Source organism: Pseudomonas phytophila (genome assembly GCF_025643095.1).
Classification (GTDB): domain Bacteria; phylum Pseudomonadota; class Gammaproteobacteria; order Pseudomonadales; family Pseudomonadaceae; genus Aquipseudomonas; species Aquipseudomonas quasicaspiana.
In genome coordinates this window covers 2,633,313-2,646,680 of record NZ_CP081201.1, presented here as the reverse complement: position 1 = coordinate 2,646,680, position 13,368 = coordinate 2,633,313, and the positions used below count along the sequence as shown (strand labels likewise).

The window sequence follows — 13,368 nt, the reverse complement described above, 5'->3', positions numbered from 1 at the left end:
CCTGTAGGAGCTGCCGAAGGCTGCGAAGGCGGTGTGTCAGACAAGACCGCCTTCGCAGCCTTCGGCAGCTCCTACAGGGATCGCCGATATTTGTGGGAGCCGGGCTTGCCCGCGATTCAAACACTGCGGTTTATCGTGAATATAGAGTCATCGTTCATCGCGAGCCAGCTCGGCTCCTGCACAGTAAACCTTGTCAAACCGCGCCCAGCACCCGTGCCAGTGTCGCCTTCACTTTCCCCATCCCGTCATGCAAGGCCTGTTCGATTTCAGCCATGGTGATAACAGCGGACGACTTGCCCGCGGCCGGATTGACCACCAGCGCCAGGCAGGCATATTCCAGTTCCAGCTCACGAGCCAGCGCAGCTTCCGGCATGCCGGTCATGCCTACGATGTCGCAGCCGTCGCGCTCAAGTCGGATGATCTCGGCCACAGTTTCAAGACGCGGCCCTTGTGTGCAGGCATAAACGCCCCGCTCGCTGAATTCACAACCCTCAGCCGCCAACGCCGCAATCAGACGTCCGCGCAGCGCTTCGCTGTATGGGTAGCTGAAATCGATGTGGGTCACTTGCTCCAGATCATCAGCAAAGAACGTGTGCTGACGACCACTGGTGTAATCGATCAGGTCATGGGGCACGCAAAAATGCCCGGTGCCCATGGCCGGATGAATCCCGCCCACCGCGTTGACCGCCAGAATGGCCTCGGCACCGGCGTGCTTCAGGGCCCAGATATTGGCGCGATAATTCACCTGATGGGGCGGGAAGCGATGTGGATGGCCGTGACGCGCCAGAAACATCACTTCGCGACCGGCATAATCACCGATCTGAATCTCGCCGGAAGGAACGCCGTAGGGTGTATTCACCGGCAAAGACTGACGAATGCTCAAGCCCTCGAGCTGAGTCAGCCCGGTACCACCGATAATCGCGTAAACAGTCATGAGAAATCCTTAGTCGATCAATTGCGCGGTGCGCAAGGCTTCAAGCGCGGCAAGCCAGCGCGGGTGTTGACGATACTCGGTGCTGGCAAAAGCCTGACCGCGCATCCTGGCGATACGGGGCGACGGCTTGACCTTGAGCCGCTGTGCAGCAGTCAACGCCAGTTCTGCGGCCGCTCGGTCATTACAGACCAGCCCCATGTCACAACCAGCGCTCAATGCGGCTTCAATACGACTGGCAGCATCGCCAACCACATGGGCACCCGCCATGGACAGGTCATCGCTGAAAATCACGCCGTCGAACTTCAACTCACCGCGCAAAATCTCCTGCAACCAGCGCCGGGAAAAACCAGCGGGTTGGGGATCGACCTGCGGATAAATCACATGCGCGGGCATCACTGCCGCCAGTTGCTGGCTCAGTCGGGCAAACGGCACCAGATCATTGGCGCGAATCTGCTCAAGAGTGCGTTCGTCATTGGGTATCGCTACGTGGGAGTCAGCTTCAGCCCAGCCATGCCCTGGAAAATGCTTGCCGGTGGCGGCCATGCCAGCGGCATTCATGCCCCGAATGAAAGCGCCTGCCAACAACGCTGCTCGTTCGGGGTCACCCTCGAAAGCGCGGGTACCGACAACAGCGCTACGCTGGTAGTCCAGATCAAGCACAGGCGCAAAACTCAGGTCCAGGCCTACCGCCAGAACTTCCGTCGCCATCAGCCAGCCGCAGTGCTCAGCCAGCGCCTCGGCATTGGGCTGGTCAGCAATCGAACGCATGGCAGGCAGTCGCACAAAACCCTGACGCAAGCGCTGCACGCGACCGCCCTCCTGGTCCACTGCCAACAGTAAATCAGGCCGCACCGCGCGAATCGCCGCGCTCAACTCACGAACCTGACGCGGATGCTCGATGTTGCGGGCAAAAATGATCAGGCCGCCCACTTCGGGCTGACGCAGAAACTGGCGATCCTCGGCGGTCAACCAGGTGCCCGCGACATCCACCATTAAAGAGCCTTGCAGGCCAGAACTCATAAAAAAACACCATTGCCGATATCCAGTCCGGGCAATGGTGCTTGATCATCGAGCCTGGCGCAATGCGCGAACAGTCAGGCCTTGGCGGTACTGGGGATAGCAGAGCTGCTTTTGGTGCGCGGCTTGAGTTGCGCAGCAATCATTGCTGCGTCGGTCACACCGGTTTCAGCGCGCATGCCAGCTGCAAGAAACGGCACCATCAGGCGCATGACCTGCTCAATCGAGGTGTTGACGCCGAAGTCGGTTTCGGCAATTGCCCTTAGCGCCTTGATGCCGGACATGCTGAACGCCGCAGCACCGAGCATGAAATGCACACGCCAGAACAGCTCAATGGGAGGTATGCGAGGTGCAGCCTCGTTGACCAGCACCATGTAGCGGCGGAAAACCTTGCCGTACATGTCTTCCAGGTAACGGCGCAAGTGGCCCTGGCTCTGGCTGAACGCCAGACCAAGCAGACGCATGAAGATCGACAGATCATTATTGCTGCGTGGCTGCACCACGAGGGCTTGTTCGACAAGCATCTCCAGCAACTCTTCCAGCGTCGGCTTTTGATCAGGCCTGGCCTGACGGCGCTCCAGCTCACGGTCAAGGCTGATACAGAAAGGCCCGAGGAAGCGCGAGAACACAGCCTGAATCAGCGCCTTCTTGGAGCCGAAGTGGTAGTTGACCGCCGCGAGGTTGACCGACGCCTTGCTGGTAATCAACCGTAGCGACGTCTCTGCGAAGCCTTTCTCCGCGAACAACTGCTCGGCAGCATCAAGAATGCGTTCAACTGTTTCCGACTGGGCCATGGTTCTCTGCCTGACAAACACTTGTTTGAAACATACGTTTCAGATTATGTATCTGTCAAGTCCGCGATACTCCATGGGCCGACAGGGGCGTATTTAACCATATAAACCGCGGGCTGTAGCCACCCACTTGGTCCGCCCTGGCGCGCCGCCCCCGGAGCTCGAAAACAAGTCTGAGAAAAGGACGATTGCCAACTCGCTCGCACTGTATATAATCCCAGTCACTGTATAAAAAGACAGAGCGATCAACATGATTAAACTGACGCCACGCCAAGCTGAAATTCTGGGATTCATCAAGCGCTGTCTTGAAGACAACGGCTACCCGCCTACCCGTGCGGAGATCGCTCAGGAACTGGGTTTCAAATCGCCCAACGCCGCAGAAGAACATTTGAAAGCCCTCGCTCGCAAGGGCGCTATCGAGATGACGCCGGGCGCTTCCCGGGGCATTCGCATCCCAGGCTTTGAAGCAAAGCCCGAAGAAAGTGGTTTGCCCATCATCGGTCGCGTCGCTGCAGGTGCGCCGATACTGGCTCAGCAACACATTGAAGAATCCTGCAACATCAACCCTGCATTTTTTCACCCAAGTGCCGATTACCTGTTAAGGGTGCAAGGCATGAGCATGAAAGATGTCGGCATTTTTGATGGCGATCTACTCGCCGTGCACACCACCCGTGAGGCCCGCAACGGCCAGATCGTGGTAGCGCGCATTGGCGACGAAGTGACGGTCAAGCGATTCAAGCGTGAAGGCAGCAAAGTCTGGCTGATTGCCGAAAACCCGGACTTCGCGCCCATCGAAGTGAATCTCAAGGATCAGGAACTGGTTATCGAAGGTTTGAGCGTCGGCGTTATCCGTCGCTAAGGAGACATCATGCAGTTCGTCCAGGCCCCGCAATCACAACTTCCGCTGTTTGAAGCATTCCTCGCGCAGCCTATTGCGCCCATGCTCAAAGAAGCCGCAGTACCGTCATGGAACAATGAACCTGAAGTCTTCAGTGAGCTGTCATTGCGTGGTGCCGCTGGAAACTGCCTGAGTCTACTGGCGCCAATCCTGCGTGAACTGAGCGAAGAGTCCAACGCTCGATGGCTGACCCTGATCGCACCACCGTCCAGCCTTACCCAAAGCTGGCTGCGTGATGCAGGACTCAACCGCGAACGGATCTTGTTGCTGCAGCCACGCGGGACGCAAAGCGCATTTGAACTGACGCGCGAGGCACTTCGCCTCGGCCGCAGCCACACGGTTGTCAGCTGGATCAATCCGCTCGGTACAGGACTGCGTCAACAACTGATCAGCGCGGCAAAAATGGGTGATGCACAGAGCCTCAACATTCGTCTGGGCTAGGTATTACGGGCGAAGTCAGCTTCAGTGAAGGACTCGCGGGCCGGTATCTTTTTCCAGCTCGCCTTCAGCAAGACGACCCGCCATCTGTACACCAACACTCAACATTGCCTTGGCGATTTCGACGTGTTGCCCTTGCAGGAACTCTTTGGCATCGGCGGAGAAATCCAAAGTCACCAACGACCCCTCATCATCGGCACGACGCAGCTCTATACGGCCGTCAGGCAGTTCCACAATTTCAAGAAACGATGTTGGCATCAGGGCAGTACTCCACGAAAGGCCGACATTGTAGCAGCCTGTCGACCCAGCCCCTAGGGTCTGTTCCCGTTTTATGACAAGCCGTACTGCCGGAGCTGTTTGCAGTAGCCGGCTTGAAAACCGAAGGCATTGAGCCATCCATCACGGCACTTCAGCACTCGCTGAGGCCTTCGCGGAAGCGAATCGCCAGCCCTTTGAGCTGTTGGCGCCAGCTTTCCAGTTCTTCGCGGGTCAGCTCAACTTCAGGCTTTTCATCGAGGTTGACCGCCACAATCAATGGCTGTGTTACATCGCCTTTCACTTTTTTCGGCGCACGCGGCGGTTCGAACAAGGCGTTGTACGCTGCCAGCAACTGAGCCAGCCAGGTTTCCCGGTGTTGAGCCAACTCAACCAGTTCGGCCATTTCCGGAATCGCCAGAGCATCCAGCACTTCCTGATTGAGCAGCATCTCGGCACGTGGCGCATTGGCTTGCGGCAGACGATAGTAACCGGCGATCTCGTGACACAAACCCAGCAAAGCGCCATACAGATGGAACAACGCCGACTCGCGCTCCGCCTGCAACAGCGCCTGAGCGTTCATGGCACGGCCTTCCTGCGCCTTGCCCATGGACTCCAGAGCGAGACCGGCGAAATAAATCTTTTGATTGGTGCGGGTATACAGTTCGTGCGCCATGGCGGCAGTCTCCGTAGCGATGAGCAAGACCTGAAGCCAGGCCTTGTCAAATTAGCTCAATTAAATGCTTCCTGGTAGGAGCGAACTTGTTCGCGAAGCGGTGTATCAGCCACAACGGCTCGCGAACAAGTTCGCTCCTACCGGAGTTTCACCCAGCCAAAACAACAAAACCCTCGGCACGACCAGCATACCGAGGGCTTTGTGTTCAGTCAGGCGTTAAATCAACGCTTGTCTTCGACCTTCCAGGCCTTGCCGTCGTAGAACGCTTTCCAGCCGGTTGGCTTGCCTTCCACTTCAGTCTGAACGTACTGCTCTTTGGTCTTGCGGCTGTAGCGGATCACTGTTGGGCGTCCGTCCGGATCTTTTTTCGGTGCATCACACAGGAAGTGATACTTCGGATCGATCTCGTCCTTGTGCGGTGCAATCTCCATGACCAGCGGGGCGCGGGTTTCACGATTTTTCGGGAACTGACTGGCCGCGAGGAACAACCCGGATGCGCCGTCACGCAGAATGTACGTATCGTCGACCTTATCGCACTTGAGCTCAGGCATCTTCACCGGATCCATCTTCGGTGGAGCTGCGTCGCCACTCTTGAGCAGCTTGCGAGTGTTCTTGCAGTCAGGATTGGTACAGCCAAAGAACTTGCCGAAGCGGCCCGTCTTGAGCTGCATCTCACTACCGCACTTGTCACACTCCAGGCTTGGACCTTCGTAACCCTTGATCCGGTAGTTGCCCTCTTCCACTTCAAAGCCAACGCAATCCGGGTTGTTACCGCAGATGTGCAGCTTGCGCTTCTCATCCAGCAGGTAAGCATCCATTGCCGTGCTGCAGATATGGCAGCGATGCTTGCCGCGCAGGACACGGGACTCGGATTCACCTTCGTCGTCTTCGGCGATTTCATCGCCCGGCGTCAGGTTGACGGTAGCCTTGCAACGTTCTTTCGGTGGCAGGCTGTAACCCGAGCAACCAAGGAACACACCGGTAGATGCAGTACGAATCTGCATCGGGCGGCCGCACACCTTGCACGGAATATCAGTCATCACCGGTTCGTTGGAACGCATCCCGCTGTCCGGCGCTTCAGCCACTTCGAGTTTCTTGCGGAAATCACCGTAGAACTCGTCGAGCACGTTCTTCCAGTCACGTTCGCCTTGGGCAACGTCATCGAGATTTTCTTCCATACCGGCCGTGAAGCCATAGTCCATCAGGTTGGAAAAGCTCTCGGACAGCCGCTCGGTAACGATATCGCCCATTTTTTCGGAGTAGAAACGGCGATTGTGCAGCGCTACATAACCACGATCCTGAATGGTCGAGATGATTGCCGCATAAGTCGACGGACGACCGATACCACGTTTTTCCATCTCTTTTACCAGGCTCGCTTCCGAGTAACGCGCAGGCGGCTTGGTGAAGTGCTGGCTCGGGTCGAGCTTGATCAGTTTCAGGGTTTCGCCCTGAGCCATGTCCGGCAATACGTCGTCATCGCCCGGCTTGGTCATCTGCGGCAAGGCACGGGTGTAACCGTCAAACTTGAGGATACGACCCTTGGCACGCAACTCGAAGGTCCCGGCCGCGACACTGACAGTAGTCGACAGGTATTGCGCCGGAGGCATCTGGCATGCAACGAACTGGCGCCAGATCAACTCATACAGGCGCTCAGCATCGCGCTCCATGCCGCTCAGCTTGCTCGGATGCGTGTTCACGTCAGAAGGACGAATCGCTTCGTGAGCCTCTTGTGCGCCTTCCTTGCTGCTGTAGACGTTTGGCGATTCCGGCAGGTACTTCTTGCCGAACTCGGCTTCGATGTAATCGCGCGCCATGCTTACCGCGTCAGCGGACAAGTTGGTGGAGTCGGTACGCATGTAAGTGATGTAACCCGCTTCATACAGACGCTGGGCCATCATCATGGTTTTCTTCACGCCAAAGCCCAGGCGGTTACTGGCAGCCTGCTGCAGGGTCGAGGTGATGAAAGGTGCCGAAGGCTTGCTGCTGGTCGGCTTGTCTTCACGCTTGGCGATGCTGTAGCTGGAAGCCTTGAGCTTTTCCAGCGCCGCCATGGCTTGAGCTTCGTTGAGCGGCTTGAACGCTTCGCCGTTCTCCCGGGCAACTTCGAAACGCACGTTGGCGCCCTTGGCAGTGCCCAGGTCAGCGTGCACTTCCCAATACTCTTCAGGGTTGAACGCCCGGATTTCCCGCTCACGCTCCACTACCAGCTTTACGGCAACCGACTGCACACGACCGGCGGACAGGCCACGAGCGATCTTCTGCCACAACAGCGGCGACACCATGTAACCCACGACCCGGTCGAGGAAACGGCGTGCCTGCTGAGCGTTGACGCGGGCGATATCCAGCTCGCCCGGCTTGGAGAACGCTTCCTGAATGGCTTTCTTGGTAATCTCGTTGAACACCACGCGCTTGTAGCGGCTGTCATCCCCACCAATGGCTTCGCGCAGGTGCCAGGCAATGGCTTCCCCCTCGCGGTCCAAGTCCGTCGCGAGATAGATGGTGTCAGCATCCTTGGCGAGCCGACGCAGCTCTTCGATCACCTTCTCTTTACCGGGAAGGATTTCGTACTTGGCTTTCCAGCCATGATCCGGATCGACGCCCATGCGGGCGACCAGCTGCTTCTTCGCCTTCTCTTTAGGCGTGAGCACCGGCCCTTCGCCAACCGCGGCCTTGCCACGTTTGACGGGTTCTTTACTGGCGCTAGCCGAACCGCTGGTGGGCAGGTCTCGGATATGGCCGATACTCGACTTCACCACGTACTGGTTGCCCAAATACTTGTTGATGGTCTTGGCCTTAGCCGGGGATTCCACGATGACCAGCGATTTGCCCATGGATCAGAAAATTCCTGAATACTGAAAATGAAAGACGGTTGGAACCTGTCAGGGCCCCGCTATATATAGTGGCTACAAGAGGAGGTCAAGCACGGGATAGTGATCGAACTCGCCTCACGGCCTGGAAAAGAGACTCGGTTCGACTTGAACCAAAGCAAAGCGCGGGACCTGCTCGCCGTCAACCTCGACGGACTCGAGAAACATGCTCAGCGGCCGCACCCACATCCCGAAATCGCCGTACAGCGCTTGGTAAAACACCACTTCTTCTTCGGTTTCGGAGTGCCTGGCAACACTGAATACGCGGTACTCGGGGCCTTTGTAATGGCGATAGAGACCTGGCTGTAAATTCATGTTGCTGTCCTCGCGAAAAAAACTGAAAAACTTTTCTGGAATGGCTTATACAAAAATACAAAAGCCGGGGCACCTGGCCCCGGCTCGCATCAAACAAACGCGTCAGACGCGTTCGAAGACGGTAGCGATACCCTGCCCCAAACCGATGCACATTGTTGCAACACCGAGATTGGCGCCATTTTGCTTCATGACATTGAGCAAAGTGCCGGAAATACGAGCGCCGGAGCAACCAAACGGGTGGCCCAGGGCGATCGCGCCGCCGTGCAGGTTAACCTTCTCATCCATCTTGTCGAGCACTTTCAAATCTTTCAGCACTGGCAAGGCCTGTGCAGCGAAAGCTTCGTTGAGCTCGAAGACGTTGATATCAGCGATGCTTAGACCCGCGCGTTTCAAGGCTTTCTGCGTCGCCGGAACAGGACCATAACCCATAATTGCCGGATCCACACCTGCCACGGCCATGGAACGGATCACCGCCAATGGCTGAATACCAAGGTCCTGAGCCCGTTGGGCGGACATCACGATCATGCACGAAGCACCGTCGGTGATTTGCGAAGATGTGCCCGCCGTCACAGTACCGCCTTTCGGGTTGAAGGCTGGCTTCAAGGCTGCGAGGCTTTCCAGGGTTGTCTCGGGGCGAATCGTTTCGTCATAGTCGAAGACCTTGAGGAAACCGTTCTCGTCATACCCTTGCATCGGGATGATCTCGTCCTTGAACTTGCCTTCCAGCGTGGCCTTGTGGGCCAATCGGTGGGAACGCACGCCAAAGGCATCCTGCTGCTCACGGGTAATGCCATGCATTTTGCCAAGCATTTCTGCGGTCAGACCCATCATGCCCGATGCCTTGGCGGCATACAGAGACATGTGCGGGTTTGGATCAACGCCGTGCATCATGCCAACGTGCCCCATGTGCTCAACGCCGCCGACCACGAACACATCACCGTTACCGGTCATGATCGCTTGCGCGGCAGTGTGCAGCGCACTCATCGAGGAACCACACAGACGACTGACCGTCTGCGCCGCTGACGTGTGTGGGATCTGTGTCAGCAACGACGCCATACGCGCGATGTTCCAGCCCTGCTCCAGGGTCTGGTTGACGCAGCCCCAGATCACGTCTTCAACTTCGGCAGGATCAACCTTGTTGTTGCGCTCAAGCAGCTTGCTGATCAAATGCGCGGACATATCTTCAGCACGGGTATTGCGGTGCATGCCACCCTTGGAGCGGCCCATGGGTGTGCGACCGAAGTCGACAATCACCACATCTCTTGGATTCAAACTCATACATTCACTCCTGAAAGACGCTTGACCGAAGCTCTCAACCGAAGAAGCTCTGGCCGTTTTTGGCCATCTCACGCAGCTTCGCGGTCGGGTGGTACAAAGCGCCCAAATCAGCATATTGATCGGCCAGGGCAACGAATTCAGCGACACCAATAGAGTCGATGTAGCGCAACGCACCGCCACGGAACGGAGGGAAACCGATGCCGTAGATCAAGCCCATATCAGCTTCAGCGGCCGTTTCGACGATACCGTCTTCCAGGCAGCGTACGGTTTCCAGACACAACGGGATCATCATCCAATTGATGATGTCTTCGTCGGACACTTCACGCTGTTCGTAGATGATCGGCTTGAGGACTTCGAGCACAGCAGAGTCGGTGACTTTCTTCGGCTTGCCCTTCTTGTCGGTCTCATAAGCGTAGAAACCTTTGCCGTTCTTCTGGCCCAGGCGCTTCGCTTCATAAAGCGCGTCAATAGCAGAGCGACGGTCGTCCTTCATGCGATCCGGGAAGCCTTCGGCCATGACGTCGCGACCGTGGTGGCCGGTGTCGATGCCGACCACGTCCATCAGGTACGCCGGGCCCATAGGCCAGCCGAATTTCTCCATGATTTTGTCGATGCGCACAAAGTCCACACCGGCACTGATCAGTCGGGCGAAACCGCCGAAGTACGGGAACAGCACGCGGTTGACCAGGAAGCCAGGGCAGTCGTTGACCACGATCGGGTTCTTGCCCATTTTCTTGGCGTAGGCCACGGTGGTGGCAACTGCCAGCTCACTGGACTTCTCGCCACGAATGACTTCAACCAGTGGCATCATGTGCACCGGGTTGAAGAAGTGCATGCCGACGAAGTTTTCCGGACGTTTGAGGGCTTTTGCCAGCAAGCTGATGGAAATCGTTGAGGTATTGGAAGCCAGAATAGTGTCTTCGCCTACCTGAGCTTCGACTTCAGCCAATACCGCCTGCTTGACCTTCGGATTCTCGACAACGGCTTCGACCACCAGGTCGACGTTGCCGAAATCGCCGTAGGACAGCGTCGGCCGAATCGCATTGAGCGCTTCGGCCATTTTGGCAGCAGTCAGACGGCCTTTTTCAACACGGTTTCCCAAGAGTTTCGAGGCTTCGTTCAGACCCAACTGGATGGCGTCTTCACGAATGTCCTTCATCAGGATCGGCGTACCTTTTGAGGCCGACTGGTAGGCAATACCACCACCCATGATGCCTGCGCCCAGCACGGCAGCCTGTTTCACGTCTCTGGCGGCTTCATCGTAAACCTTGGCTTTGCGCTTCAGTTCCTGATCATTCAGGAACAGGCCGATCAGACTCTGTGCCGCAGAGGTCTTGGCCATTTTCACAAAACCGGCAGCTTCGATTTCCAGCGCCTTGTCACGACCGAAGTTCGCAGCTTTCTGGATCGTCTTGATCGCTTCGACCGGGGCTGGATAGTTCGGGCCAGCCTGACCGGCGACGAAACCCTTGGCGGTTTCGAACGCCATCATTTGCTCGATGGCGTTGAGCTTGAGTTTTTCCAGTTTTGGCTGGCGCTTGGCCTTGTAATCGAACTCACCGAAAATAGCGCGCTTGATCAGGTCCAGCGCAGCTTCCTGAAGTTTTTCAGGAGCGACCACAGCATCGACTGCACCGACTTTCAGGGCGTCTTCGGCGCGATTTTCCTTGCCGGAAGCAATCCACTCGATAGCGTTGTCGGCACCTACGATACGTGGCAGACGCACGGTACCGCCAAAACCAGGGTAGAGACCCAGTTTGACTTCAGGCAGGCCGATTTTGGCGCTGCTGGACATTACCCGGTAGTCTGCGGCGAGGCACATTTCCAGACCGCCACCCAGCGCGATACCGTTAATGGCCACCACGGTAGGTACGCCAAGGTCTTCGAAATCGCTGAAAATCCGGTTGGCTTCCAGATTGCCCGCCAGCAGCTCTGCATCCGGCAGCTTGAAGTTGTCGACGAACTCAGTGATGTCGGCACCGACGATGAAGACGTCCTTGCCGCTGGTGACAATCACGCCCTTGATGGAGCCATCAGCCTTGATGGTATCCACGGCCTGACGAAGGTCGTTGAGGGTGAGACGGTTGAACTTGTTGACGGACTCACCCTTGAGGTCGAAATTCAATTCGACGATGCCGCTCTCAAGAGCCTTAACCGTGATGGCTTTACCTTCGTAAATCATCAACTGATCTCCACGATATGGAAGCTGAACAATACACACCGGACGCTGAAATCTGGCGCGGCTACGACGTTATCGTCGGTGAAACGCCAAATCTTCAGGCACACCCGTCGATGCGGTAGCCGGGATCTGTAAGAACTGTCTTACTACCAAACGCTCAATTCATACGCCCGTTTGATTTGGGTGCGCCTACCTTCATGCAAATCCTGCGGTTTGTCAATTCGACGAATCACCGACAAATGCGGGTCATCCCCTAAAGCATCGCACGCTCAGGAGCTCTCGAGCCCAGCGTGATCAGCCTCTATTCACTGTGTTTATCGGCAAAAAGTGAACACCTGCGAATGCCTGTTTTTGCACCACATAGGGTCACGCATAAAAATAAATACAAGAAAGCGCGACAAATGAGAGCAAAGCGTCTACATTCAGCGCACGACAGCACGATGTGAAGTTTTCCATATCCGTCGAGGCTTTCGTCACCCGCTTTGGGCATTGCACCGCAAAGCGCCACAGAATTACCGGCCTGCCTGGCCAACCCGAGCCCGATGTTGTTATCGGGCTTTTTAATGCCTGAAATTTGATGCTGTGAACGCTATGCCAGCGCTTTCAGCACTGCAGCAATACGCTGCAACACCTCTGCTTCGCCCTTCTCGCCCCAATACAAGGTGATCATCTGCTGGTCCGCTTCGACCTTGTAGACGTCCGCCGGCAGGGTATTGAAGTGCGCCAGTAACGCAGCGTCCTCGCAGGGCTCACGCCACTGATTGAGCCAGACGCCGGGCTCTGCCTGCCAGTAAGCCCAAACGGAAGGTTTGCTGCCGCGTCGGGGCCGATGGTATTGAGCGCAGGGGCTTGGCGGCTCTTTGGCCAGCCAGTGCGGCCAGTCCTGAGCCGACAGCTGCATGGCGAGCCCCATGCGTCGGGCTTCCATACGCAGAGCCATCCTGCCGCCCTGCTGACGGGACGGTCGCAGCCAGACCAAAGGGCTAAGCATTACGCCAACGATTGACAGAATTATCCAGAACGTCATATTGCTTGCTGCCTTTTTATCCGCTTACCCAAAGATGAAAATAATGGCCTGCCCAGATCGGGCTGAAAGAGCCATACTGAATGCATCGCAACCTTAAGGAGGACTTCCTCATGAAATATGAACACGTTCTGGTCGCCGTTGACCTGACTGACGAGTGCAACCCTGTCCTTTCCCGCGGTCGCGAAATTGCCGAGCGCAACGGGGCCAAATTGTCGCTGGTTCATATCGTCGAACCCATGGCCATGGCCTTCGGCGGCGACGTGCCGATGGATCTTTCGCAACTTCAGCAGCAGCAGTTTGATCAAGCCAAGGAGAAGCTTGCTGCACTGAAGTCTCAGTATCCAGATACTCACATTGGTGAAGCGCATCTGGTCTATGGCCAGCCTCGCCAGGAAATCCACGAGTTGGCGATCAAGGAAAAATGCGACCTGATCGTCGTAGGCAGTCATGGCCGTCATGGCCTGGCCTTGTTGCTTGGTTCAACAGCTAACGACGTACTGCATGGCGCACCTTGTGATGTACTCGCCGTTCGCCTGAAAAAGGCGGAGTGATTCAACAACAGGATTAGTAAGCGCACTCCCCCGTCCATGACAAAACGCTGTCTCGCTACCGACATTGGACTGTAGGAGCTGCCGAAGGCTGCGATAGCGGTGTGTCAGGTTGAACGCTTCGCAGCCTTCGGCAGCTCCTACG

Annotated in this window: 13 protein-coding genes; 3 read left to right on the top strand and 10 right to left on the bottom strand. The window is 56.7% G+C overall.

All coding sequences use genetic code 11. The annotated features are described in order from the left end of the window. Positions 1-193 precede the first annotated feature (193 nt). The 3 genes from K3169_RS11865 to K3169_RS11855 form a co-directional block, all read right to left on the bottom strand. Complete coding sequence (locus K3169_RS11865) at positions 194-934, bottom strand: S-methyl-5'-thioinosine phosphorylase (protein ID WP_231666220.1); 741 nt, start codon at positions 932-934, stop codon at positions 194-196. 9 nt (positions 935-943) lie between these two features. Continuing rightward, a complete protein-coding gene (gene nagZ, locus K3169_RS11860; protein ID WP_263272265.1) occupies positions 944-1,942 on the bottom strand; it encodes a beta-N-acetylhexosaminidase in 999 nt (332 codons plus the stop codon). 86 nt (positions 1,943-2,028) lie between these two features. Further along, positions 2,029-2,745 carry a TetR/AcrR family transcriptional regulator gene (locus K3169_RS11855; RefSeq protein ID WP_099269239.1) on the bottom strand — a complete coding sequence of 239 codons (717 nt, stop codon included), beginning with the start codon at positions 2,743-2,745 and terminating at the stop codon, positions 2,029-2,031. A gap of 247 nt (positions 2,746-2,992) precedes the next feature. Here K3169_RS11855 and lexA point away from each other — a divergent pair, with 247 nt between their 5' ends. Together lexA and sulA are read left to right on the top strand one after the other, a co-directional pair. Continuing rightward, positions 2,993-3,601 carry a transcriptional repressor LexA gene (gene lexA / locus K3169_RS11850; protein WP_027900633.1) on the top strand — a complete coding sequence of 203 codons (609 nt, stop codon included), beginning with the start codon at positions 2,993-2,995 and terminating at the stop codon, positions 3,599-3,601. A gap of 9 nt (positions 3,602-3,610) precedes the next feature. Continuing rightward, on the top strand, positions 3,611-4,081 hold the full coding sequence (gene sulA, locus K3169_RS11845; protein WP_027900632.1) for an SOS-induced cell division inhibitor SulA: 471 nt from the start codon (positions 3,611-3,613) through the stop codon (positions 4,079-4,081). Positions 4,082-4,102: 21 nt separating this feature from the next. Here sulA and K3169_RS11840 read toward each other — a convergent pair whose 3' ends face one another. The 7 genes from K3169_RS11840 to K3169_RS11810 all read right to left on the bottom strand — a co-directional run bounded on the left by K3169_RS11840 (position 4,103) and on the right by K3169_RS11810 (position 12,675). Continuing rightward, on the bottom strand, positions 4,103-4,336 hold the full coding sequence (locus K3169_RS11840) for a hypothetical protein (RefSeq protein WP_027900631.1): 234 nt from the start codon (positions 4,334-4,336) through the stop codon (positions 4,103-4,105). Between the two features lie 151 nt (positions 4,337-4,487). Beyond that, positions 4,488-5,009 (bottom strand): DUF6586 family protein, encoded by a 522-nt coding sequence (locus K3169_RS11835; protein ID WP_263271687.1) that lies wholly within the window; start codon positions 5,007-5,009, stop codon positions 4,488-4,490. A 221-nt stretch (positions 5,010-5,230) separates the two neighbouring features. Continuing rightward, positions 5,231-7,840, bottom strand: a complete 2,610-nt coding sequence (gene topA / locus K3169_RS11830; RefSeq protein ID WP_099269237.1) for a type I DNA topoisomerase — start codon at positions 7,838-7,840, stop codon at positions 5,231-5,233. 114 nt (positions 7,841-7,954) lie between these two features. Next, a complete protein-coding gene (locus K3169_RS11825) occupies positions 7,955-8,191 on the bottom strand; it encodes a DUF1653 domain-containing protein (protein WP_027900628.1) in 237 nt (78 codons plus the stop codon). Between the two features lie 102 nt (positions 8,192-8,293). Then, positions 8,294-9,469, bottom strand: a complete 1,176-nt coding sequence (gene fadA, locus K3169_RS11820) for an acetyl-CoA C-acyltransferase FadA (protein WP_027900627.1) — start codon at positions 9,467-9,469, stop codon at positions 8,294-8,296. A gap of 34 nt (positions 9,470-9,503) precedes the next feature. Next, on the bottom strand, positions 9,504-11,651 hold the full coding sequence (fadB, locus tag K3169_RS11815) for a fatty acid oxidation complex subunit alpha FadB (RefSeq protein ID WP_263271684.1): 2,148 nt from the start codon (positions 11,649-11,651) through the stop codon (positions 9,504-9,506). A gap of 586 nt (positions 11,652-12,237) precedes the next feature. Then, a complete protein-coding gene (locus tag K3169_RS11810; RefSeq protein ID WP_231677423.1) occupies positions 12,238-12,675 on the bottom strand; it encodes a hypothetical protein in 438 nt (145 codons plus the stop codon). Positions 12,676-12,785: 110 nt separating this feature from the next. On the opposite strand from K3169_RS11810, the gene K3169_RS11805 reads away from it, so the two are divergent. Further along, positions 12,786-13,226 (top strand): universal stress protein, encoded by a 441-nt coding sequence (locus tag K3169_RS11805; RefSeq protein WP_027900624.1) that lies wholly within the window; start codon positions 12,786-12,788, stop codon positions 13,224-13,226. The last annotated feature ends 142 nt before the right edge of the window (positions 13,227-13,368 follow it).

Bases quoted from the DNA above. Each gene is read 5' to 3' on its own strand.
- K3169_RS11865 (WP_231666220.1), bottom strand. From the start codon at position 934: ATGACTGTTTACGCGATTATCGGTGGTACCGGGCTGACTCAGCTCGAG.
- K3169_RS11855 (WP_099269239.1), bottom strand. From the start codon at position 2,745: ATGGCCCAGTCGGAAACAGTTGAACGCATTCTTGATGCTGCCGAGCAG.
- lexA (WP_027900633.1), top strand. From the start codon at position 2,993: ATGATTAAACTGACGCCACGCCAAGCTGAAATTCTGGGATTCATCAAG.
- sulA (WP_027900632.1), top strand. From the start codon at position 3,611: ATGCAGTTCGTCCAGGCCCCGCAATCACAACTTCCGCTGTTTGAAGCA.
- K3169_RS11840 (WP_027900631.1), bottom strand. From the start codon at position 4,336: ATGCCAACATCGTTTCTTGAAATTGTGGAACTGCCTGACGGCCGTATA.
- K3169_RS11835 (WP_263271687.1), bottom strand. From the start codon at position 5,009: ATGGCGCACGAACTGTATACCCGCACCAATCAAAAGATTTATTTCGCC.
- topA (WP_099269237.1), bottom strand. From the start codon at position 7,840: ATGGGCAAATCGCTGGTCATCGTGGAATCCCCGGCTAAGGCCAAGACC.
- K3169_RS11825 (WP_027900628.1), bottom strand. From the start codon at position 8,191: ATGAATTTACAGCCAGGTCTCTATCGCCATTACAAAGGCCCCGAGTAC.
- fadA (WP_027900627.1), bottom strand. From the start codon at position 9,469: ATGAGTTTGAATCCAAGAGATGTGGTGATTGTCGACTTCGGTCGCACA.
- fadB (WP_263271684.1), bottom strand. From the start codon at position 11,651: ATGATTTACGAAGGTAAAGCCATCACGGTTAAGGCTCTTGAGAGCGGC.
- K3169_RS11810 (WP_231677423.1), bottom strand. From the start codon at position 12,675: ATGACGTTCTGGATAATTCTGTCAATCGTTGGCGTAATGCTTAGCCCT.
- K3169_RS11805 (WP_027900624.1), top strand. From the start codon at position 12,786: ATGAAATATGAACACGTTCTGGTCGCCGTTGACCTGACTGACGAGTGC.